The organism is Microbispora sp. NBC_01389 (assembly GCF_045040095.1).
Classification (GTDB): Bacteria; Actinomycetota; Actinomycetes; order Streptosporangiales; family Streptosporangiaceae; genus Microbispora.
Genome location: NZ_CP109552.1, coordinates 4,337,135 through 4,357,709 on the forward strand (window position 1 = coordinate 4,337,135; position 20,575 = coordinate 4,357,709).

At 72.6% G+C, this 20,575-nt stretch carries 25 protein-coding genes; 13 read left to right on the plus strand and 12 right to left on the minus strand.

Going from position 1 to position 20,575, the window contains the following annotated elements; all coding sequences use genetic code 11:
* Positions 1–82: 82 nt before the first annotated feature.
* The 3 genes from OG344_RS19530 to OG344_RS19540 form a co-directional block, all read right to left on the minus strand.
* Positions 83–493 carry a VOC family protein gene (locus OG344_RS19530; protein WP_327044735.1) on the minus strand — a complete coding sequence of 137 codons (411 nt, stop codon included), beginning with the start codon at positions 491–493 and terminating at the stop codon, positions 83–85.
* Positions 494–637: 144 nt separating this feature from the next.
* Positions 638–1,084, minus strand: a complete 447-nt coding sequence (locus OG344_RS19535; protein ID WP_405084307.1) for an RNA-guided endonuclease InsQ/TnpB family protein — start codon at positions 1,082–1,084, stop codon at positions 638–640.
* Positions 1,030–1,314: a hypothetical protein gene (locus tag OG344_RS19540; RefSeq protein ID WP_405084308.1), complete on the minus strand. Its 285-nt coding sequence runs from the start codon at positions 1,312–1,314 to the stop codon at positions 1,030–1,032. The genes OG344_RS19535 and OG344_RS19540 overlap by 55 nt, the downstream gene beginning before the upstream one ends.
* On the opposite strand from OG344_RS19540, the gene OG344_RS19545 reads away from it, so the two are divergent.
* Positions 1,315–1,533, plus strand: a complete 219-nt coding sequence (locus OG344_RS19545) for a GntR family transcriptional regulator (RefSeq protein WP_405084309.1) — start codon at positions 1,315–1,317, stop codon at positions 1,531–1,533.
* A gap of 196 nt (positions 1,534–1,729) precedes the next feature.
* Here the strand turns inward: OG344_RS19545 and OG344_RS19550 are convergent, their stop codons facing one another.
* Both OG344_RS19550 and OG344_RS19555 read right to left on the minus strand, forming a co-directional pair.
* Positions 1,730–2,419, minus strand: coding sequence for a replication initiator (locus OG344_RS19550; RefSeq protein WP_405084310.1), 690 nt, complete (start codon positions 2,417–2,419; stop codon positions 1,730–1,732).
* Entirely contained in the window at positions 2,346–2,942 is a 597-nt protein-coding gene (locus OG344_RS19555; protein ID WP_405084311.1) for a fascin domain-containing protein, read from the minus strand. Before OG344_RS19555 ends, OG344_RS19550 begins: the two co-directional genes overlap by 74 nt.
* Before the next feature lie 156 nt (positions 2,943–3,098).
* Between OG344_RS19555 and hemW the strand changes: the two genes are divergently transcribed.
* Complete coding sequence (gene hemW, locus OG344_RS19560) at positions 3,099–4,319, plus strand: radical SAM family heme chaperone HemW (protein WP_405084312.1); 1,221 nt, start codon at positions 3,099–3,101, stop codon at positions 4,317–4,319.
* On the opposite strand, the gene OG344_RS19565 is transcribed toward hemW, so the two are convergent.
* Positions 4,316–5,131, minus strand: coding sequence for a DUF3097 domain-containing protein (locus OG344_RS19565; protein WP_405084313.1), 816 nt, complete (start codon positions 5,129–5,131; stop codon positions 4,316–4,318). The two genes, hemW and OG344_RS19565, sit on opposite strands and share 4 nt — an antisense overlap.
* 176 nt (positions 5,132–5,307) lie before the next feature.
* Between OG344_RS19565 and hrcA the strand changes: the two genes are divergently transcribed.
* The 3 genes from hrcA (at position 5,308) to OG344_RS19580 (ending at position 8,356) form a co-directional block, all read left to right on the plus strand.
* Entirely contained in the window at positions 5,308–6,321 is a 1,014-nt protein-coding gene (gene hrcA / locus OG344_RS19570; protein WP_111697206.1) for a heat-inducible transcriptional repressor HrcA, read from the plus strand.
* On the plus strand, positions 6,322–7,458 hold the full coding sequence (gene dnaJ, locus OG344_RS19575) for a molecular chaperone DnaJ (protein WP_327044748.1): 1,137 nt from the start codon (positions 6,322–6,324) through the stop codon (positions 7,456–7,458). It begins immediately after the preceding gene.
* A 163-nt stretch (positions 7,459–7,621) separates the two neighbouring features.
* Positions 7,622–8,356, plus strand: coding sequence for a 16S rRNA (uracil(1498)-N(3))-methyltransferase (locus OG344_RS19580; protein WP_405084314.1), 735 nt, complete (start codon positions 7,622–7,624; stop codon positions 8,354–8,356).
* 12 nt (positions 8,357–8,368) lie between these two features.
* Here the strand turns inward: OG344_RS19580 and OG344_RS19585 are convergent, their stop codons facing one another.
* Positions 8,369–9,043: a hypothetical protein gene (locus OG344_RS19585; RefSeq protein WP_405084315.1), complete on the minus strand. Its 675-nt coding sequence runs from the start codon at positions 9,041–9,043 to the stop codon at positions 8,369–8,371.
* Positions 9,040–9,519 carry a SigE family RNA polymerase sigma factor gene (locus OG344_RS19590; protein ID WP_327049548.1) on the minus strand — a complete coding sequence of 160 codons (480 nt, stop codon included), beginning with the start codon at positions 9,517–9,519 and terminating at the stop codon, positions 9,040–9,042. The genes OG344_RS19585 and OG344_RS19590 overlap by 4 nt, the downstream gene beginning before the upstream one ends.
* 247 nt (positions 9,520–9,766) lie before the next feature.
* Here OG344_RS19590 and OG344_RS19595 point away from each other — a divergent pair, with 247 nt between their 5' ends.
* The 8 genes from OG344_RS19595 to era all read left to right on the plus strand — a co-directional run bounded on the left by OG344_RS19595 (position 9,767) and on the right by era (position 17,466).
* Positions 9,767–10,111 (plus strand): histidine triad nucleotide-binding protein, encoded by a 345-nt coding sequence (locus OG344_RS19595; protein ID WP_239101682.1) that lies wholly within the window; start codon positions 9,767–9,769, stop codon positions 10,109–10,111.
* A gap of 59 nt (positions 10,112–10,170) precedes the next feature.
* The gene (locus OG344_RS19600) at positions 10,171–11,193 is read left to right on the plus strand and encodes a PhoH family protein (protein WP_327044751.1); all 1,023 of its coding nucleotides are present in this window, start codon (positions 10,171–10,173) and stop codon (positions 11,191–11,193) included.
* A gap of 28 nt (positions 11,194–11,221) precedes the next feature.
* Positions 11,222–11,692 carry an rRNA maturation RNase YbeY gene (ybeY, locus tag OG344_RS19605; protein ID WP_327044752.1) on the plus strand — a complete coding sequence of 157 codons (471 nt, stop codon included), beginning with the start codon at positions 11,222–11,224 and terminating at the stop codon, positions 11,690–11,692.
* Positions 11,689–12,984, plus strand: a complete 1,296-nt coding sequence (locus OG344_RS19610; RefSeq protein ID WP_327044753.1) for a hemolysin family protein — start codon at positions 11,689–11,691, stop codon at positions 12,982–12,984. The genes ybeY and OG344_RS19610 overlap by 4 nt, the downstream gene beginning before the upstream one ends.
* A gap of 41 nt (positions 12,985–13,025) precedes the next feature.
* A complete protein-coding gene (locus tag OG344_RS19615) occupies positions 13,026–15,221 on the plus strand; it encodes a BTAD domain-containing putative transcriptional regulator (RefSeq protein WP_405084316.1) in 2,196 nt (731 codons plus the stop codon).
* 250 nt (positions 15,222–15,471) lie between these two features.
* Positions 15,472–16,221, plus strand: coding sequence for a hypothetical protein (locus OG344_RS19620; RefSeq protein WP_405084317.1), 750 nt, complete (start codon positions 15,472–15,474; stop codon positions 16,219–16,221).
* On the plus strand, positions 16,218–16,553 hold the full coding sequence (locus OG344_RS19625; protein WP_405084318.1) for a cytidine deaminase: 336 nt from the start codon (positions 16,218–16,220) through the stop codon (positions 16,551–16,553). Before OG344_RS19620 ends, OG344_RS19625 begins: the two co-directional genes overlap by 4 nt.
* A 1-nt stretch (position 16,554) precedes the next feature.
* On the plus strand, positions 16,555–17,466 hold the full coding sequence (gene era, locus OG344_RS19630) for a GTPase Era (RefSeq protein WP_405084319.1): 912 nt from the start codon (positions 16,555–16,557) through the stop codon (positions 17,464–17,466).
* Between the two features lie 84 nt (positions 17,467–17,550).
* On the opposite strand, the gene OG344_RS19635 is transcribed toward era, so the two are convergent.
* From OG344_RS19635 to OG344_RS19650, 4 genes are all read right to left on the minus strand, one after another.
* Complete coding sequence (locus OG344_RS19635) at positions 17,551–18,030, minus strand: hypothetical protein (protein WP_327044758.1); 480 nt, start codon at positions 18,028–18,030, stop codon at positions 17,551–17,553.
* Between the two features lie 138 nt (positions 18,031–18,168).
* Positions 18,169–18,936 carry an urease accessory protein UreD gene (locus OG344_RS19640; protein WP_327044759.1) on the minus strand — a complete coding sequence of 256 codons (768 nt, stop codon included), beginning with the start codon at positions 18,934–18,936 and terminating at the stop codon, positions 18,169–18,171.
* Positions 18,933–19,685 (minus strand): urease accessory protein UreG, encoded by a 753-nt coding sequence (ureG, locus tag OG344_RS19645; RefSeq protein WP_405084320.1) that lies wholly within the window; start codon positions 19,683–19,685, stop codon positions 18,933–18,935. The genes OG344_RS19640 and ureG overlap by 4 nt, the downstream gene beginning before the upstream one ends.
* Before the next feature lie 76 nt (positions 19,686–19,761).
* On the minus strand, positions 19,762–20,568 hold the full coding sequence (locus OG344_RS19650; RefSeq protein WP_405084321.1) for an urease accessory protein UreF: 807 nt from the start codon (positions 20,566–20,568) through the stop codon (positions 19,762–19,764).
* Positions 20,569–20,575 lie beyond the last annotated feature (7 nt).

A 20,575-nucleotide genomic window follows, 5' to 3' on the forward strand; every position in this document is an offset into this window, starting at 1 on the left:
GCCGTCGACGCTCTGCTCGGCGGGACGGGCGCTGCCAGTCGGCCCACGTCCACGTCCGGCACCTGGAGGTTCGGTTCAGGCACTAGTCGCGCTTCGGCCAGATCAGGCCCTGGTCGGTCCAGATGACGCCCTTGTTGCGGCACAGGCAGAAGGGGTGGCCGATCGGGTCGGTGTAAACCCGCCAGCCGTAGCCGTTGGGGCCGATGAAGTCCTGCCGCAGCGTCGCGCCGAGGTCGAGGACGCGGCGCTGCTCGGACTCGATTTCGTCCACTTCGAAGTCGAGGTGGAACTGCTTGGGGTGCTCGCGGTCGGGCCACCGCGGAGCGCGGTAGTCGTCCACGCGGATGAAGGCCAGCTCGACCTCGCCGAACGTGATGCCGGCCCAGTTCTCGTGGCTGCCTTCCTTGATCGGGCGGCCCGTCACCTCGGAGTAGAAGGCTGCCAGTTTCATCGTGTCCGGGCAGTCGATGATGAAATCGGTGAGTCGCAGCATCCCGCGATCGTGTCACAAGATCAAGGAAGCCTTGCCTGTCGCGAAGCCGTCTGCCCTGCTGCGCGACGCCCCGGGTGAATCATCTCAGGACGGATTGAACTCCTCCCCGGCTTGAAGGCCGGAGATTCTCCCGTCGTGTCGCGGTCAGGCGGCGCGCGGGGGTTGACGCTTCGCGGACCGGGCAGCCCCGAGGTCTCCACGTCCTGACACCGCGGTTCCTGCGGCGTTGCGTATGTTGATCGCGGCGTTGGTGTCGGCGTGCCCGGCCCACCCGCACGCGGGATTGACACAGGCGTACCTGATCTTGTCCCGGGCCGCCGGGTCGCGGTGGCCGCACCGGTGGCAGGTCTGCGAGGTCCACCGTGCCGGGACTTTCACCACCAGCCCGCCGCGATCGCGGGTCTTGTACTCCAGCAGGGTGACCGTGCGGCCCCACGCCTGCCCGGTGATGGCGCGGTTCAGCCCCGCCTTCTGCCGCACGTTCCGGCCGGGGCGTTCGATCGTGCCCTTGGCGGAGCGGACCATGGTCGTGATCGTCAGGTCTTCCACCACGACCACGCCGAAGGTGCGCGCGAGTTCGAGTTCGCCCACGCCTGCCGATACGTTTTCAGCACCGCTTGCGCCGCCTGGGCGGGCAGTTGCCCCATCCAGTCGATCTCATGGCGGGCCGCCCGGATCGCCGCGTCGCACTCCTTCACCGTCGGAAACCGGCCCTGCCGGAAGGTGACGTACTCGTGCAGCAGGTTCCACAGCGCGCGGGCGGTGTGCGCCTGACCGTCCAGCACCGCCACCTGGGCGGCGCTGAGGTCGAGCCGCGCCACATGCGCAGCCGTATCCGGACGGGCGAATACCAGGTGGGACACCCCATCCCTGGCGAACCCCGCATGGCCGAAGAGTTCGGTATCGCCAAGGGCACCGCACGCCGCGTCATCAACGAACTGCTCAAAGCCGGAGACGTCTACACTGTGCTCGGCAAAGGCACCTTCGTCGCCGACCCCGAGACCGGCGGCCCGCCCCGGAGAGACACCGAAGACGAGTGAAGGCCCCCGAACGAGTCCGGGGGCCTTCAGCCTTCTATCGGTTGTCAGCGAGACGATGGAAGGCGCACCAAGCGTAGAGCCGACGAGCCAAGGGCAGTAGCCTCCCCCGTGGCGCCGCTGGCCCTCCCGCTACGCGGCCCTTCGGGTGCCTACGGCATTGCGCCGGCCGCGCCACTCCCGCACACACTCGGCAAGGTCAGGCAGACTCTTCCCGTTCACGGGCGATCCGGCGGGCGGTGATGATGCGTTGCCGGATCAGTTCGGCCCACAGGTGTTCGCCGTTCCGGTAGCCGCTCCCGGCGAAACGCCACTCACCGACCGTCACCGTCTCCCGCTCGGCAGGATCAGGAAGGCCGCGCCGTTCCCGAGCCCGCTCGGCCTGGTGATCGGCCCGCACCTGGCGCAGCGCGCCGAGCGTGGTCGAGTAGTGACGGCTCTTGGTCGAAAAGTGGCCCCGGTAGCCGAGCATGTGCGCCCACCGCCGCAACGGGATCAGCCGATAGGCCGGATCATTGCCGAGGGCGAAGCAGGTGTAGATCATGCGCCGGGCATGCTCGGTGACGTCGAGCCGCGCGACGTCGGCGACCTCCCGGATCGGCCGGTCCACGGTCCCGGCTGACTCGGCCCCCTTCGTCGCGTACTTCGCGATGTCCACCCGCTGATCCGCGATGCCCTCCAACCCCGTCGCGACGTAGATGGGATCCACGTCGAGCTGCGTGCCCCACCGGCCGACGAACGACGGGTCATCATCCGGCACCGGACACACCGGGCCTCCGGGGGGCACGAACTGCCGGACTGCCCGGGCGGCGGCCCTACTGGACGCTGAACCTCTCCCAAGGACCGATCTTGTAGCTGACGTCGGGGGTGCGGCCCCGCAGCATCCCATACCGGTGATCCGTCTTGCCGTAGCCGAGTTCCGCCGCGACGTACTTCAAGTTGGCGGCTTTGATCAGCACACAGCCCGTTCCGCAGGAGGAGATGAAGAACCTCTCCCAGGTGCCGGCGGAGGCCGCGCGGGCGCGCAGCATCCCATAGCGGGAGTCCGACGTGCCGTAACCGAGTTCAGCGGACACGTACTTACCGTTGTGCTGGGACTGGATCGTGTAATTGCGGCCGTTGTAGCAGATCCGGAACTTCTCCCAGGGGCCGACGCCGGTGGCGCGGGCGCGCAGCATCCCGTAGCGGGAGTCCGTCTTGCCATAACCGAGTTCCGCGGAGACGTACTTGCCGTTCGCCCGGGACTTGATGCTGCGGTTCTGGCACTTCAGGGCGGACGCGTCGCGGACGGTCGCCGAGGTGAGCGACGGAGCGGACGGCGGAGTCGCCGACCGGGCGAGAACGGGCGCGGGCGTGACGACCGTGCTCGCACCGGCGAGGAACAGGCATGCGGCTACCTTGAACTGTTTCATCGGATCCCCCATTAGTGTCCTACAGCAGCGATCATTGTGGTCGGTTGTTAATGGGCATCCGATGATCTTCCGGCGCTCGTTGCCCATCTGTTACCCAGCGGTGTGACGCCTCTCTCGTCTGCCTCGGCAGGGTGTGAGTGACGGCAGACTGGAGGGGTGCCTTCCGTGCTTCCCGACGGCGATCCCGTCCCCGCGAGCGGCGCGCTGCCGCCCGGAGCCCTCGACGGGCTCGGTTCCCGTCCGTTCGGCTTCTACGTGCACGTGCCGTTCTGCGCGACGCGCTGCGGCTACTGCGACTTCAACACCTACACGGCCGCCGAGCTGGGGCCGGGCGCCGCGCGGCGCGACTACGCCGCCACCGCGATCGAGGAGGTGCGGCTGGCCCGGCGGGTGCTCGGGGACGCCGCACCGCCGGTCGAGACGGTTTTCTTCGGCGGTGGCACGCCGACGCTGCTGCCCGCCGCCGACCTCGTACGGATCCTGGACGCCGTCGCCGGGGAGTTCGGCCTGCGGCCGGGCGCCGAGGTGACGACCGAGGCCAACCCCGAGTCCGTCGACCCGACCTACCTGAAGGAACTGCGGGAGGGCGGCTTCACCCGCATGAGCTTCGGCATGCAGAGCGCGGGCGAGCACGTCCTCGCCGTCCTCGACCGGCGGCACACGCCCGGCCGCCCCGCCGAGGCCGTACGGGAGGCCCGCGCGGCCGGGTTCGAGCACGTCAACCTCGACCTGATCTACGGCACGCCGGGGGAGAGCGACGACGACTGGCGGGCCTCGCTGGAGGCCGCCCTGGCGGCCGGCCCCGACCACGTCTCGGCGTACTCCCTGATCGTGGAGGACGGCACCCGGCTCGCCGCCCGCATCCGGCGCGGCGACCTGCCGATGCCGGAGGACGACGTGGCGGCCGACCGCTACCTCATCGCCGAGGAGGCCCTGACGGCCGCGGGCCTCACCTGGTACGAGATCTCCAACTGGGCGGCAGGAGACGAGGCCCGCTGCCGCCACAACCTGCTCTACTGGACCGGCGGCGACTGGTGGGGGGTCGGCCCGGGGGCGCACAGCCACGTCGGCGGCACCCGCTGGTGGAACGTCAAGCATCCCGTGGCGTACGCCGCCCGCCTGGCGGACGGAGCCTCGCCGGCGCACGCCCGCGAGGTGCTCACGGCGGAGGACCGGGCCGTCGAGCGCGTCATGCTGGAGCTGCGCCTCGCCTCGGGCTTCCCGCTCGCCGACCTCGCCCCCGAGGCGCGTACGGCCTGTGCGCGGGCGCTGGGAGGCGGGCTGCTGGAGACCGAGGCGTTCAAGGCGGGCCGGGCCGTGCTCACGCTGCGCGGCCGGCTCCTCGCCGACGCCGTCGTACGCGACCTGACCCCCTAATCCGCCTGGTCCGGGGCCGTGACGAAGTCGATGAGTTCTTCCACGCGGCCGAGGAGTTCGGGCTCCAGGTCGGCGTAGGTCGTGACGCGGCCGAGGATGTGCCGCCACGCCTCCTGGGGGTCCATCCGCCAGCCCAGGGCGGCGATCACGCCCTCCTTCCACGGCACGCCGCGCGGCACGTCCGGCCACGCCGTGATGCCGAGCGCCCGGGGCTTGACCGCCTGCCAGATGTCCACGAAGGGGTGCCCGGCGACGAGCACGTCCGCGCCGGAGACCCGGGCGGCGATGCGGCTCTCCTTGGAGCCGGGCACCAGGTGGTCCACGAGCACGCCCAGCCGCCTGCCCGGCTCCGGGCCGAACTCCTCGACGATCGCGGGCAGATCGTCGACGCCCTCCAGGAACTCGACGACGACCCCCTCCACGCGCAGGTCGTGGCCCCAGATCTGCTCGACCAGCGCGGCGTCGTGGACGCCCTCGACGTAGATGCGGCTCTCCTTGGCGACCTGGGCGCGCAGCCCCCCGACCGCGATCGACCCGGAGGCGCTCCGCAGCGGGCCGGACGGCCGGGCCTTCGGACGGACGAGCGTCACCGGCCTGCCGTCGAGGAGGAACCCGGCGGGGGTCAGCGGGAACACCCGCCGCCGCCCGAAGCGGTCCTCCAGCGTGACGGCCTCCTTGTCGCAGTCCACCACCGCGCCGCAGAAGCGGCCCTCGGCGTCCTCGACCACGAGGCCGGGCTCGGCCGGGATCTCGGGGATCTGCCCCCGCCGTGGCCGCCGCCAGTCTCCGGAAAGCACGTCCCGCCCGTACATGCGGGGAACGCTAGCAAATCCCGGGCCGCCGGCTCGCCCGATGCGCCCGCAATCACGTCGCGTTGCCCCTGATCGTCTCCTCGTTATCGCACGCCGAGCGGTCGTAGCCGTACACTTGGCACTCGGGAACACAGAGTGCCAAGGTCGGTGTTTCCGAGGTACAGGGAGGTGACACATTGCTCGACGACCGCAAGCTCGCCGTCCTGCGCGCCATCGTCGAGGACTACGTGTCCACCAATGAGCCGGTGGGGTCCAAGGCCCTGGCGGACAGGCACAACCTCGGCGTCTCCCCGGCGACCATCCGCAACGACATGGCGGCGCTGGAGGAGCAGGGCTACATCACGCAGCCGCACACCAGCGCCGGGCGGGTCCCCACCGACAAGGGATACCGCCTGTTCGTCGACCGGCTGTCGCAGATCAAGCCCTTGTCCGGGGCGGAGCGCAGGGCCATCGAGACGTTCCTCGCCGGGGCGGTCGACCTCGACGAGATCGTCATGCGCACGGTGCGGCTGCTCGCGCAGCTCACCCGGCAGGTGGCCGTGGTGCAGTATCCCTCGCTCACCCGGTCGTCGGTCCGCCACGTGGAGATCGTTCCGCTGGCGGAGCGCCGGGTCATGCTGGTGCTGATCACCAACACCGGGCGGGTGGAGCAGCGGGTGGTCGATCTGCCCGAGGCGCTCGCCGAGGACCGGATCGCGAACCTGCGCTCCGTGCTGAACGGCTGCCTCGACGGGTGCTGGCTCTCGCAGGTGCCCGAGACCGTGGCCGGCATTCCCGAACGGCTGCCGCCGGAGGAGAGACCGGTGGTGGCGACCATCATGTCCGTGCTCCTGGAGACGCTCGTCGAGCGGCACGAGGAGAAGATCGTCTTCGGCGGTACGGCCAATCTGGCGGGCGCCGACTTCAGCGTGGGCCTGCGCGACGTGCTTGAGGCGTTGGAGGAGCAGGTCGTGCTCATGCGCCTGCTGGGCGAGACCGGCGGGCTGTCCGAACTCACCGTCAGAATCGGATCCGAGAACCCCTACAGCGGGCTGCGCGGCACCTCTATCGTGGCCGCCGGATACGGTTCGGGCGACAAGGAACTGGCCCGGCTGGGAGTGCTGGGCCCGACACGAATGGACTATCCGGTGACGATGGGTGCGGTGCGCGCTGTCGCGCGGTACGTGGGCCAGATCCTGGCGGGGTCATAAGTGTCCAACGACTACTACGCGACCCTTGGCGTCCGGCGCGACGCCAGCCAGGAAGAGATCAAGAAGGCGTATCGCCGTCTCGCCCGGGAGCTGCATCCGGACGTGAACCCCGACCCGGAGACCCAGGAGCGGTTCAAGGAGATCAACCAGGCGTACGAGGTGCTGTCCGACGCGGGCAAGCGCCGCATGTACGACATGGGCGCCGATCCGTTCGCGAGTGGCGGCGGGCCGGCCGGGGCGGGCGGCTTCGGCGCGGGCTTCCCCTTCAGCGACATCATGGACGCCTTCTTCGGTTCCGCCGGCGGCGCGCGGGGTCCCCGCTCACGCGCCCGCCGGGGCCGCAACGCCACCATCCGGGTCGAGCTGGACCTCGCGGAGTCCGCCTTCGGCACCACGCGCGAGATCGTTGTCGACACGGCCGTGGTCTGCGACGTCTGCCAGGGCTCCGGGGCCGCGTCGGGCACCCACCCCGACACCTGCGACATGTGTCACGGGCGGGGCGAGGTCTCACAGGTCACCCGCTCGTTCCTGGGCCAGGTCATGACGTCCCGCCCCTGCCCTCAGTGCGGCGGGTACGGCAGCGTGATCCGGCACCCCTGCATTGAGTGCTCGGGCGAGGGACGGGTCCGGACCCGGCGCACGATCAAGGTGCGGATCCCGGCCGGCGTCGAGGACGGCACGCACATCCAGCTCGCGGGCGAGGGCGAGGTCGGGCCGGGCGGAGGCCCTCCGGGCGACCTGTTCCTGGAGATCGTCGAGCGGCCGCACCAGATCTTCGAACGCCGCGGCGACGACCTCCACTGCACCGTCCAGATCCCCATGACCGCCGCCGCGCTCGGCACCGTCCTGTCGGTCGACACGCTCGACGGCGCGGAGGCGATCGACGTGCGGCCCGGCACCCAGGCCGGTCAGGTCATCCCCCTGTACGGCAAGGGCATCCAGCGGCTCAACGAGACCGGCCGGGGCGACCTGCTGATCCACGTGACCGTCGAGACGCCGACCAAGCTCGACCCGCAGCAGGAGGAACTGCTGCGGGAGCTGTCGAAGCTGCGCGGGGAGGAACGGCCGCCCGGCAAGTTCACTCCCGGCCAGCAGGGCTTCTTCTCGCGCCTGCGGGACGCCTTCAACGGCCGCTGAGCGAACGGATCGGGGGGACACCACATGGCCCGCTCACGCGAGCCCGAGGGGGTGGCATGAGCGAGCGGAGCGAGCGAATCGGTAGGCACAGTGCGTTTCGCGCGGTGCTGACTCGCGTGCCTTCGGTACGACGTGACCCCGAGCCGCCAGGCGAGGGGGTGGCATGAGCGTTCCGGTGTTCCTGTCGGAGGCGGCCGGTCAGGCGGGGGACACGATCGTCCTCGACGGGCCGGAGGGGCGGCACGCCGCGTCGGTGCGCCGCCTGCGGGCGGGGGAGCGGGTCGACCTCACCGACGGCGCGGGCCGGGTGGCCGAGTGCACGGTCACGTCGGCCGGCAAGGACGCGCTGACCGCCGAGGTGCTGCGCCGGTACGAGGTGCCTCCCCCGCGGCCGAGGCTGGTGGTCGTGCAGGGCCTGCCCAAGGGCGACCGGGGCGAGCTCGCGGTCGAGATGATGACCGAGGCAGGGGTGGACGTGATCGTCCCCTGGGCCGCCGCCCGCTGCGTCACCCAGTGGAAGGGCGACCGGGCCGGCAGATCACTCGCCCGCTGGCGGAGCACGGCGCGCGAGGCGGCCAAGCAGGCCCGGCGCTTCCACCTGCCCGAGGTGACCGAGCAGGCCACGACCGCGGGGGTCCGCTCGCTCGTCTCGGCGGCGGCGCTCGCGGTCGTGCTGCACGAGGAGGCCGCCGAGCCGCTGAGCCGCCTCACGCTGCCGGACGTCCCCGGCGACATCGTGATGATCGTCGGCCCGGAGGGCGGCGTCACCGACGAGGAGATCGCCGGGTTCCGCGCGGCGGGAGCCGTACCGGCCCTGCTCGGCCCCACCGTGCTGCGCACCTCGACGGCGGGCGTGGCCGCGGCGGCCGTCCTGCTGGCCCGCTGCGGCCGCTGGTGAGAACCGCCGTCGTCAGGGAGTGGGGGTCTCGGCCGAGTTGGGCGTGACCGTCTCCGTGGGCGGGGGGCTGGGGGTGGCCGATGGCGTGGCGGTCGCCGTGGGCGGAGCCGACGAAGGGGCGGCGGTGTGCGTGGCCGACGGCGGCGCGGACTGCGCCGTCTGGACGGGCGGGCACGTCGCGGGCAGGGTCGGCTCGGGGTCGACCACTCCGGCCCGCGCCGCAGGCGACGCGCAGGGGTCGGACGGCGACGGCGACGGGCTGGTGGCCGGGCCCGGACGGTGCGACGGAGACGGGCTGGTCCGCTCGTGCGACGGGCTCGGGCTGGTGGTGACGATGATCACCACCCCGGGCCGCGAGGCGGCCCCCTCGGCGGGCGGGCGCGTCACGGTCGAGCTCTCCGGGTCCTGCTCGCGGGCGTCGCCCGACACCGCGATACCGGTGCGGTCGGCGACCTGCTCGCGCAGGCCGGGGACGAGCATCACGACCGCGCCCGCCGCGAGGACGGCTCCGGCGGCCGCGGCGCCCACCCGCAGCCACAGCACGTTCCGCAGGCCGCGCAGGCCCCGCCGGTCGATCCGCCGGCGGATGATGTCGAGTCCTTCGGGAGACGGCACGACCGAGTCCGCCTCCGCGCGCAGGGCACGGCGAAGCGACTCGCCGTACTCGTCGTCGGACGGGAAGGTCATGAGAACTGCTCCAGTGCCATCCGTAGTGCGGCCATGCCGCGGGACGTGTGACTCTTCACCGCGCCCTTGCTGATGCCCATCGCGTGCGCGATCTCGGCCTCCGACAGGTCGCCGTAGTATCGCAGCACCAGCGCCTCGCGCTGCCGGTTGGGCAGGCCGCGGAGCGCCTCGATGACGGCCGAGCGTTCGAGCTCGCCGATGGCGCCGTTCTCGGCGCTCGGCGCGTCCGGCAGGCCCTTCGGGGCGTACTTCTCGACGACCGCGCGGTGCCGCAGCACCGAACGCGAGCGGTTCACGACCGATTGGCGAAGGTAGGCCAGTGCCTTGTCGGTGTCCCTCAGGCGCCGCCACGCTCCGTGGAGAGCGACGAACGCGTCCTGAACGACCTCTTCCGCGCTGGCCACGTCACGAACCAGCAGCACCGCGAGACGCACGAGTGACCGATAGTGAGCGCTGTACAGCGCCGTCACGGCCATGTCGGCATCCCACCCGACGGGCACCGTCCCCAACGACCTTTCGGCCACGAGGGTCTCGGTGGTCACGTCAATAGGACGCTCGTCATCCCCGGGGGGTTTACGTTCTTCCGAATCATTAGAGGGCATGGCCCGACGGTGTCCTCGCGCGACACTAGGGGGGTTGTCTGGTGAAGTCTCGCACAACCACAGTAGCCGGGAGGATCATTGCCGTCATCAATCGTCGTCGGCGACCGTTAGGCTGAGGCGCGTGACCGACTGCCTATTCTGCAAGATCGTGGCCAGGCAGATCCCGGCGGAGATCGTCCTGGAGACCGGGCGGGCGCTCGCCTTCCGCGACATCAACCCGCAGGCCCCGACCCACGTCCTCGTCGTGCCCAAGGCACATCACGAGAACGCCGCCGCCCTGGCCGCGGCCGACGACGGCCTCGCGGACGACCTGCTCAAGGCCTGCCACGCGGTGGCCGTCCAGGAGGGTGTGGCCGAGCCGGGCTACCGGGTCGTGCTCAACACCGGTCCGGGGGCCGGGCAGACGGTCTTCCACGTCCACGCGCACGTGCTCGGCGGCCGGAGCCTCACCTGGCCCCCAGGCTAGAAACACCGCAGTAGCATTAGAGGGAACCGAGGAGGCGATCAGGGCCGCAAGGGCCGCCCATGTCCGAGTCACAGCACATCAACCAGACCCAGGCCAAGGTAGTCATCCCCGAGGGGCAGCCGATGGTCAGCCTCCTGGGGTCGGGTGACGAGCTCCTGCGGGTCATCGAGGGCGCCTTCAGCGCCGACATCCACGTGCGCGGCAACGAGATCACCATCACCGGCAGTCCCGAGGAGAGCGGCGTCGTCGTCCGCCTCTTCGAGGAGCTGATGGAGTTGGTCGGCTCGGGCGCCGAGCTGTCCCCCGACGCCGTCGAACGCAGCATCCACATGCTGCGCATGGCCACCGACCGCCCGGCCGAGGTCCTGTCCCTGGACATCCTGTCCTCCCGGGGCCGGACCATCCGCCCGAAGACGGTCAACCAGAAGCGGTACGTCGACGCGATCGACAGGCACACCATCGTCTTCGGCATCGGCCCCGCCGGCACCGGCAAGACGTACCTGGCGATGGCGAAGGCCGTGAAGGCCCTGCAGAACAAGCGGGTCAACCGCATCATCCTCACCCGCCCCGCCGTCGAGGCGGGGGAGCGGCTCGGGTTCCTGCCCGGCACGCTCTACGAGAAGATCGACCCCTATCTGCGGCCGTTGTACGACGCTCTGCACGACATGCTGGACCCCGACTCGATCCCCCGTCTCATGGCGGCCGGGACGATCGAGGTCGCGCCGCTCGCCTACATGCGCGGGCGCACGCTCAACGACGCCTTCATCATCCTGGACGAGGCGCAGAACACCTCGCCCGAGCAGATGAAGATGTTCCTGACCCGGCTCGGGTTCAACTCGAAGATCGTGGTCACCGGCGACGTGACCCAGATCGACCTGCCCGGCGGCCAGGACAGCGGCCTGAAGGTCGTCCAGCACATCCTCGAAGGCATCGAGGACATCCATTTCAGCAGGTTGACCAGCGCGGACGTGGTCCGGCACAAGCTGGTGAGCGACATCGTCGACGCCTACGGCCGATACGACGCCGCGATGGCCTCCGAGCCGCGGGCGATCAGCAAACGGCCGCGGAACAACCGACGGTGAGCACGACCATGGCGGGTGAGGAGACCCCGTGAGCATCGAGGTGGCCAACGAGTCCGGCGTCGAGGTCGACGAGACGGCACTCGTCGAGCTCGCCGGGCACGTCCTGGGCCGGATGGGGATCAACCCGCTGGCCGAGCTGTCGATCCTGGTGATCGACGCGGGGGCGATGGCCGAGCTGCACGAGCAGTGGATGGGGGAGCCGGGCCCGACCGACGTGCTGGCCTTCCCGATGGACGAGCTGCGGCCCAACACCGGGCGGGACGAGGACGCCTCCCCCGACCCGGCGCTGCTGGGCGACGTGGTGCTGTGCCCGCAGGTGGCCGCCAAGCAGGCCGCCGAGGCCGGGCACGGCGCCCAGGACGAGCTGGAGCTGCTGTGCACGCACGGCATCCTCCACCTGCTGGGCTACGACCACGCCGAGCCCGAGGAGCACGCCGAGATGTTCGGGCTGCAGGACGAGCTCCTCGGCGCCTGGCGGGAGGTGCGGCGGAAGCCGTGAACAACGGCTGGCTGGTCTCGGCCGTCGTCCTCATCGTGGTCGGCGGCCTCCTCGCGAGCGCCGAGACCGCGCTGACCCGCATCTCCCGCGTGCGAGCCGAGGAGTTCGTCAAGGAGGCGCGGCGCGGTTCGGTGCGGCTGCGGACGATCGTCGCCGACCCCCCGCGTTACCTCAACCTGGTGCTCCTGCTGCGGCTGAGCTGCGAGCTCGTCGCCACGGTGATCGCGACGCTGCTGTTCATCGACTGGCTCGGCGACCGCGGCCAGGCGTACGCAGGGGCGGCCGTGGCCATGATCCTGGTGAGCTACGTGATCGTCGGGGTCATGCCGCGCACGCTCGGGCGCCAGCACGCCGAGCCCGTCGCCCTGGCGAGCGCGCCGGTCGTGTACGGCCTGACCAAGATCTTCGGGCCGCTGCCGGAGCTACTGATCCTGCTGGGCAACGCGCTCACCCCCGGCAAGGGCTTCCGGGAGGGGCCGTTCACCTCGGAGGCGGAGCTGCGCGACCTGGTCGACCTGGCCGAGCAGCGCCGGGTCATCGAGCCCGACGAGCGCGAGATGATCCACTCGGTCTTCGAGCTGGGCGACACGCTGGTGCGCGAGGTCATGGTGCCGCGCACCGACATCATCTTCATCGAGCGGGGCAAGACGCTGAGCCAGGCGCTCTCGCTGGCCCTGCGCAGCGGCTTCTCCCGCATCCCCGTCGTGGGGGAGAACGAGGACGACGTGGTGGGCATCGCCTACCTGAAGGACATCGTCCGCCGCATACAGGACACCGGCGACGACGGCGTCCGGGTGGACGAGCTCATGCGCCCCGCGACGTACGTGCCGGAGAGCAAGCCCATCGACGAGCTGCTGCGCGAGATGCAGGCGCGGCAGATCCACCTCGCCATCGTCATCGACGAGTACGGCGGCACCGCCGGCCTCGTCACGATCGAGGACGTGATCGAGGAGATCGTCGGGGAGATCGCCGACGAGTACGACCAGGAGACCCCGCGGATCGAGTGGCTCGACGACGGCGCCGCCCGGGTGACCGCGCGGCTCCCGGCCGGCGAGCTGGGCGAGCTGTTCGGCACCGAGATCGAGGTCGAGGACGTCGAGACGGTCGGCGGCCTGCTGGCGCACGCCCTGGGCCGGGTGCCGATCGCGGGCTCCGAGGCCGTGATCGGCGACCTGCGCCTGACCGCCGAGAACCTCGCGGGACGCCGCAACCGGATCAGCACCGTCGTCGTACGCCGTGAGGAGCCCGCTCCCGGCGACGAGGTCGTGGCCGTGAGCGCCGACCACGAGTGAATCTGGTCCGCGTATATCCGGCCTGGGTAATGTGACCTCCCATGGCGGTCTTCTCCGTACTTGGAGCGCTACAAGCCATCCGCGAAGACGGGCCGATCGAGTTCGGCGGCCCACGTCAGCGTTCGGTGCTCGGGCGCCTTCTGGTCGCCCGGGGCCAGGTCGTGCCGGTCGGGCGGCTGATCAGCGATCTGTGGCGGAACCAGCCGCCGCCGGGCGCCGCCGGTTCCATCCAGACGTACGTCTCCCACCTGCGCCGGGCCCTGGAGCCGCAGCGGACGATCCGCACGCCCGCGAGGCTCCTCGTGACCGTGCCCCCGGGGTACGCCCTGCGCGCCGAGCACGTGGACGCCTGGCGGTTCGAGGAACTGGTGCGGCTGGGCAGCCGCCGGCTGCTCGACGGTGACGCGGCCGCCGCGGTCGTCGCCCTGGAGGAGGCGCTGGCCCTGTGGAAGGGCCCGGCGTACCAGGAGTTCGCCTCGGCGGACTGGGCGCTGAACGAGATCGCCCGGCTCGACGAGGTCCGGGCGACGGCCGTCGAGCAGCGGGCCTCGGCGGTGATGGCGCTCGGCACGCCCGGCTCGGTCGTCGCGGACCTGCGCGCCCACCTCGCCGAGCACCCGCTGCGCGAGGAGGGCTGGCGGCTGCTCGCCACCGCGCTCTACCGGCAGGGCAGGCAGGGCGACGCGCTCGCCGCGCTCCGCGAGGCCCGCCGCATGCTCGTGGCGGAACTCGGCGTCGATCCCGGTCCCGCGCTGCGCCGCCTGGAGGCCGGCATCCTCGCCCATTCCCCCGAGCTGGACCTGCCCGGCACGGCCCGTGCGGCCGAGTGGGACAACCCGGCCGCACGTCCCCCTCTCCCGCGCGACCTCCCAGCAGTTCTCCTTCAAGTCCGCACAGCGGCTCCCACAGCGGCTCCTGCGGCCGGCCTCGCGAAGATCTCCACCGCGGTTCCCGTGGCAGCGGCCTGTCAGGAAGGCCGGATCCGGTTGTTCGGGCGGCGGAGCGAGATGTCGCTTCTGCTGGGCCTGTCCGAGGGCGTCGCACTCGTCACGGGCGAGGCGGGCATGGGCAAGACCGCGCTCGTGGAGGAGGTCGCCGCCGTCTGGGTGGGGCAGGGCGCGCGGGTCGCGATCGGGCGCTGCCCGGCGACCCGGGGCGCGCCGCCCGGCTGGGCCTGGGCCGAGATCCTCCGTACGCTCACGACGGCCGTGCCGCCGCCCGAGCACACGGCCGGGAGCGTGCGGGGGGAGGGATTCCACGGGCGGCGGGCGGTCGCGGCCTACCTGCGCGACGCCGCGGCGGAGGCGCCGATCCTGGTCGTCGTCGAGGACCTGCACCGGGCCGACCGGGAGACGCTGGACACCCTCCTGGACGTCGTCGCGGAGACGGCCGGTGCGGCCGTCGCCGTCGTCTGCACCTTCCGGCAGGAGGAGGCGGGCCGGCTGGCGGGGACGACGGCGGCACTCGCCCGGCGCGAACCGCTCCGGATCGGCCTGCGCGGCCTGCGGCCCGGCGCCGCCGCCGGTCTCGTAACCGCCGTCGCCGGCCTGCCCGTCACCCGCCCGGCCCTGACCGCGCTCGCCGCGCGCACCGGGGGCAACCCCTTCTTCCTCCGGGAGACCGCGCGCCTGATCGCGGCCGAGGGCGAGGCGGCGGCCCTGACGACCGTTCCCGCCGGGGTCCGCGACGTGCTCGCGGCACGCCTCGCCGTCCTGCCCGCCCGGGTGCGTACGGTGCTGGACGTGGCGGCGGTGCTCGACGCCGAGGTCCCGGGGAAGCACGCCGGGGGCGTCGACCTCGACGTGCTCGCGGCCGTCCACGGCGGTGGTGAGGACGCCGTGGTGGACGCGGCCGAGGAGGCGCTCCTGGCCGGGGTGCTCGTCGAGCCCGACGACGGCGGGCTCCGCTTCGCCAGCCCCGTCCTCCGCGACACCGTGTACGGCGCGATGCCGCGGCTGCGCCGCGCCCGCACGCACGCCCGGGTGGCGGCGGTGCTCGAACGGCTGCGCCCGGACGAGGCGGCGGCGCTCGCGCACCACCACGCGCTGGGCGGCGACCCGGTGAGGGCGGCGCGGTACGCCCTGACCGCCGCCGAGCGGGCCGACCTCCGCTACGCGCGGCGGGAGAGCGGGCTCACCCGGGCACCCGGGTCGCGGCCCGCCAGAGACTACGCCTCGGTGGCCCGCGACCGGCTCCGGGAGACACAGAACCCGCCGACGGGTGCAAGCCTTCTTTAAGCGGCTTGCAAGTGTGCCCTGCCACTGTTGTCCCAGGCGCCCAGAAGGGGTTCGGGGCGCCTCATAGGGAGTCCGGCGCTCCGGGAGGGGTTCGCGGGGCACCGGCAACTCCCATGGGGGATCCGTAAGCGGTGCGGGGCTTTCACCTTCCGAGGTGGAAGCCCCGTATCGGTTACGCAAAGTGATTACCCGCTTCCGGTCCGGGGAAGGACAACCTCCGGTAATGCGCCCGAGCGGCGGGGAGGCGGGCATGCGGATCGTCCACGCGGCAGTCGCGGGCTTCCTGGCCCTCGCCACCGGGCCCAGCGTCGCGACGTACGCCACCGTGGGAGCCGCACGGGGAGCCGCACGGGGAGTCGCACGGGGAGTCACGGCCACCGAGCGGGCCGCCCGCGACACCCAGGGCACGGGAACCACGCGGAACGCCATGGCGGCGCGGAGCGCGGGGCGTCTGAGAGGCGTGCTGGGGACGATGCGAGATCTTCCCGAGGGCTTCTTCAGCCACGCGCGGGCGCCCTGGCGGGCGCCGTTCCGCCCCCGCGCGAGCGCCTGCCGCGCGCTCTTCGACGCCGCGGCGGGCAGGCCTCCGCGGGCCCGCCTCGGCGGCGCCACCGCCGTGACCGCCGCGACGTACGACGGCCCGCACCTCGGCGAACTGGCCGGCGTCGGGCTCGCCGTCTACGACGGGAACGAGGCGGCCGGGCGCCTCGACGCGCTGCGCGCCGCCCTGATCCGCTGCGCCACCGCCGACGCGGGCACGCCGTACGACCGTCTGAAGGCCTCGCCGGTGCCGCTGCCGGGCATCGGCGGCCCCGACGCCGCCGGGCGCGGGCTGACCGGCCGGGTCGGCGGCTACCCCTACCGTATGCACGTGGTCGTCGCCCGCTCCGGCCACACACTGATCACGCTCGTGCACGCGGGCCTGACCCCGCCCGACCCGGCCCGTACGGCCGAACTGGCCCGCTTGCTCGTCCGGGAGGTCGGTACGCTTGACGGGTGACAGAGACGCTGGACCCCGAGGACACCAAAATCATCACGCTGGCCAGGTCGGCGCGGGCACGCGCGGGCGCCCCGGAGGGCGCCGCGGTGCGTGACGAGACGGGCCGAACGTACGCCGCGACGACGGTGGCGCTGCCCTCGCTCCGGCTCTCGGCCCTCCAGGCGGCCGTGGCCATGGCCGTGTCCAGCGGCGCGAAGTCGCTGGAGGCGGCGGCGATCGTCAGCGAGGCCGGCGAACCCGGCGAGCAGGACGTCTCCGTCGTCGAGGACCTGGGCAACGGCACGCTGTTCCTGGCCGCCCCGGACGGCTCGCTGAAGGGCCGGTACATCTGACGTGAACGCCGAACCCAGCGGTTTCCGCGCGGGCTTCGCCTGCTTCGTCGGCCGGCCCAACGTCGGCAAGTCGACGCTGATGAACGCACTGGTCGGCACCAAGGTGGCGATCACGTCGTCGAAGCCGCAGACCACGCGGCGGGCCATCCGCGGCATCGTCCACCGGCCGGACGCCCAGCTCGTCATCGTCGACACCCCCGGCTTCCACCGTCCGCGCACCCTGCTGGGTGAGCGGCTGGACAGCCTGGTGCTGTCCACGCTCACCGAAGTCGACGTCATCGGGTTCTGCGTCCCGGCCAACGAGCCGATCGGCAAGGGCGACCGATTCATCGTCGAGAAGCTCACCGCGGTCAAGAAGACGCCGGTCATGGCCGTCGTGACCAAGTGCGACCTCGCCACCCGGGAGCAGATCGCGCACCAGCTCCTGGCGGTGTCCGGGCTGGCCGAGTTCGCGGAGATCGTCCCGGTGTCCGGGCAGAGCGGCGAGCAACTCGGCGTCCTCGCCGACGTGCTGATCAAGCGGCTGCCCGAGTCGCCCCCGCTGTACGTCGGCGGCGAGCTGACCGACGAGCCGGAGCAGGTGCTCGTCGCCGAGCTGATCCGCGAGGCGGCACTGGAGGGCGTGCGGGACGAGCTGCCCCACTCGATCGCCGTCATGGTGGAGGAGATGAACCCCCGGGAGGGCCGCGACGACCTGCTCGACGTGTACGCCCACATGTTCGTCGAACGGCAGTCGCAGAAGGCGATCGTCATCGGCCCGGGCGGCGCCCGGCTCAAGGACGTGGGCACCCGCGCCCGGCAGCAGATCGAGGCCCTGCTCGGCACCCGGGTCTACCTCGACCTCCGGGTGAAGGTGGCCAAGGAGTGGCAGCGCGACCCCAAGCAGCTGCGCCGGCTCGGCTTCTACGACTGATCCCGCCGCTCGCGCCGCCGCTCGCGCCGCCGGTCAGCGCCGCCGCCTGCGCCGCCCGTCGGCGGTGGTGGTCGGCGGCGGTGGTCAGCGGCGGCGAAGCAGCGCGGCGCAGGCCAGTAGGGCCAGCGCGACGGAGGCCAGCAGCCCGGTGAACCAGCCGTACTGGACCGTCGGGTGCACCCGGAGCAGCCCGGAGACGTGGAAGTCGAGCCGGCTCACCAGGTCGCGCGGATCGGCGAGGAACATCGCCAGCGCGAACGCCGCGACCGCACCCGGCAGGATCGCCAGCCCGGTGAACAGCCAGCTGCGCGCCGCGCCGAGCACGCCGAGCAGCATCGCGGCGATCCCGGCGCCCAGGACGACCCATCCGGGGCCCTCGTCGACGCCGCGCACGGCGGTGAGCGAAGCGTCGAACACCCCGATCTCGGCCGTGAGGCCGGCCCACGGGAGCAGTGCGGCGACGGCCAGTACGAACCCCGCGGCTGTCACCCCGGCGGCCCGCAGGGCGCCGGCCACGCTCGTGCGGCGCGGCCGGGAGGCGGAATGCGGTGTGAGTTCCGACACGATCACCAGGCTACGGCCCGGCGCCGCCCGATGCGGAGATCGGGCGCGGTCCGGCGGCCATTCGGCGATTCGGTGGGTCCGGGGATCGGTGGGTGCGGGATCGGCGGGCCCGGGGATCGGGGGTGGCCGTGGGCGCGGTCAGCCGGTCGCGTGTGCTGCGGCGGCGTCCTCGCCGCGTTCGAGCCGCCGTCTGAGCTGCACCGCGTCCGCGCCCAGGGCGGAGACCAGCACGCCGGGACCGGCGAGCGGGAGCGCGGCCCAGCCCTCTCCGACCACCGCCCGCCGCTCCCGCTTGTCCCCGGCGGACGGACGCCAGGCGGGGCCCGCGACCAGGGTGGAGCCGACGCACCGGGCGTCTCCGTAGACGGCGGGGCTGCCGTCCACGGTCTCCTCGCCGATCACCAGGTTCTGCCGGAGCAGGGGCCGTCCGGCGACGGTCGCGTCGAACCTCGCCTGACAGCGGCCCGGCCGTTCCCCGTGCCGCCCGAACACGATCTCCTCGCGCCACAGGACGGTCGCGTCCTCCGCCAGCGAGAGCCGTACGACGAGGTGGTGGGAGCACCCGGCGGCGAGCACGGTCGGCTCGGGGGAGAAGCGCAGCGTCGCACCGGCCCCCACCCGTGCCCGCACCAGCATGATCGAGGGAGCCTCCGCGAGGCCCGGCAGCACCAGCGTGGCGGCCACCGAGCACACCTCCAGCGACGTGCCCGGCGCGACGTCCACGCCGAGATCGAGGTGGTCGCCACGCAGGGGCCCGGCGCCCGTCGAGACCAGATGCACCCGATGCGGGCCGGTCTGCCGCAGGGTCAGCGGCGGGTCCGACCACAGGGTCTCCAGCCGGGTGCCGCCACCGGCCATGCTCGTCCTGATCAGCGCCCGCGCGGTGACCGCCGCCGCCGTGCTCACGGCGCGGTGACGGGACGCGACGGCTGCTCCTCGTGCTCCTCGCGCTCCTTCCGCTCCGCCGAGTCCCTGTCGCCGTGGTGGTGGGCGACGCCGTGCTCGTGCCGCCAGACGTCGACCATGTCGGTCACCCACTGCGCGACCATGTGCGCGCTCCGGTCCTCCCTGATCGAGGTGAACAGCACCGGCCTGCCCTCCCGTACGGCCGCCGCGTCGCGGGACATCACGGTCAGGTCGGCGCCGACCATCGGCGCGAGGTCGGTCTTGTTGATCACCAGCAGGTCGGCCGTCGTCACCCCCGGGCCACCCTTGCGGGGCACCTTGTCGCCGCCGGACACGTCCAGCACGAAGATCTGCCGGTCGGCCAGCCCCCGGCTGAAGGTCGCGGTCAGGTTGTCGCCGCCGCTCTCGACGATCACCAGGTCGAGCGGCCCGAACCGTTCCTCCAGCGTCTCGACCGCGTCGATGTTGGCCGCGATGTCGTCGCGGATCGCGGTGTGGGGGCAGCACCCGGTCTGCACCGCCTGGATCCGCTCCGGGTCGATCACCCCCGTCCGGCGCAGGAAGTCGGCGTCCTCGGTGGTGTAGATGTCGTTGGTCACGACCCCGAGCCGCAGCGACGGCCCGAGGCTGCGGCACAACGCCGCCACCAGGGCCGTCTTGCCGCTGCCGACCGGGCCGCCGATGCCGAGGCGGAGCGCCCGCCCGTCCGGCTCGGCCGCGTCGTGAAGGTCGTCGTGGTAAGCGCCCATGATTTGGACCCTTCTGCTCGTGAGCCGCGGCTCGGTCGGCGACGTCGGGCGACGTCGGGGGACGTCTCGGGAGGTGTCAGGAGACGAAGAGCTTCATCGGGTTGGCCAGGTGTCCCTCCGCGAGGAGGTCGAGGGCCGGCGCGCTGTGCCCGGGCAGCCCCGCCCAGCCCCCTCGCCACTCCGTACGGGCGGATCCGGGCGCGTCGCCCGGCAGCGGATCGGAGTCGTCCGGCGGGGTGCCGGCGCCCGCCGGGTCGGGCTCCGTCAGCACCGTGTCCATGAGGGACGCGCAGGCCGCGTGGGCCGCGTCGTTGAGCGCCGGCGCGAGGTCGGCGAGCAGGCGGTGGACGGTGACCGGATCGAGGCCGAGGAGCCGCACGGCGGCCGTGGCCGGGCCCGTCACCGAGGTGTAGGCGGCGGCCAGCGCCGCCTGCTGGGGCTCGCAGCCCGCGGACGCCGCCGCGGCGCCCAGCGCGATCGGGTGATGCGGGCCTTCCGGGATGGCCCGCGCCAGCGTGTCCAGGGCCGCCGAGGGCCACAACCGGCGGGCCGTGCGCAGCAGGAGCCGCCCCTGGGTCCGCGCGGCCTCCCGCTGGGCGGGCGACGCGGTCCTCGCGTCGGCCTCGTCGTCCAGCCGCCGCCACAGCCGCCGGCGGACGTCTTCCGCCGCCGCGAGTTCGCAGGCGGCGGCCGACAGGGCCGCGGTCACGAGACCGGCGGTGGCAAGCCTGCCCCGCAGGAACCGCGCGAGGTCGTCGACGTCGGTGACCGTGCCGAGCCGCACGGCCTCCTCCACCCCGCCCGAATGGGCGTGTCCGCCCGCGGGCAGCCGGGAGTCGGCGAGCAGCAGCAGGGCCGCCGGGTCTCCGCGCGTGCCGTCCATCGCACCT

Excerpts from the sequence above, each read along its gene's own strand:
- OG344_RS19530 (WP_327044735.1), bottom strand. The coding sequence starts at position 493 with ATGCTGCGACTCACCGATTTCATCATCGACTGCCCGGACACGATGAAA.
- OG344_RS19545 (WP_405084309.1), top strand. The coding sequence starts at position 1,315 with ATGCGCAGCCGTATCCGGACGGGCGAATACCAGGTGGGACACCCCATC.
- OG344_RS19550 (WP_405084310.1), bottom strand. The coding sequence starts at position 2,419 with ATGGGATGCTGCGGGGCCGCACCCCCGACGTCAGCTACAAGATCGGTC.
- OG344_RS19555 (WP_405084311.1), bottom strand. The coding sequence starts at position 2,942 with ATGAAACAGTTCAAGGTAGCCGCATGCCTGTTCCTCGCCGGTGCGAGC.
- OG344_RS19565 (WP_405084313.1), bottom strand. The coding sequence starts at position 5,131 with ATGTACGGGCGGGACGTGCTTTCCGGAGACTGGCGGCGGCCACGGCGG.
- OG344_RS19580 (WP_405084314.1), top strand. The coding sequence starts at position 7,622 with ATGAGCGTTCCGGTGTTCCTGTCGGAGGCGGCCGGTCAGGCGGGGGAC.
- OG344_RS19585 (WP_405084315.1), bottom strand. The coding sequence starts at position 9,043 with ATGACCTTCCCGTCCGACGACGAGTACGGCGAGTCGCTTCGCCGTGCC.
- OG344_RS19590 (WP_327049548.1), bottom strand. The coding sequence starts at position 9,519 with ATGGCCGTGACGGCGCTGTACAGCGCTCACTATCGGTCACTCGTGCGT.
- OG344_RS19600 (WP_327044751.1), top strand. The coding sequence starts at position 10,171 with ATGTCCGAGTCACAGCACATCAACCAGACCCAGGCCAAGGTAGTCATC.
- OG344_RS19615 (WP_405084316.1), top strand. The coding sequence starts at position 13,026 with ATGGCGGTCTTCTCCGTACTTGGAGCGCTACAAGCCATCCGCGAAGAC.
- OG344_RS19620 (WP_405084317.1), top strand. The coding sequence starts at position 15,472 with ATGCGGATCGTCCACGCGGCAGTCGCGGGCTTCCTGGCCCTCGCCACC.
- ureG (WP_405084320.1), bottom strand. The coding sequence starts at position 19,685 with ATGGGCGCTTACCACGACGACCTTCACGACGCGGCCGAGCCGGACGGG.
- OG344_RS19650 (WP_405084321.1), bottom strand. The coding sequence starts at position 20,568 with ATGGACGGCACGCGCGGAGACCCGGCGGCCCTGCTGCTGCTCGCCGAC.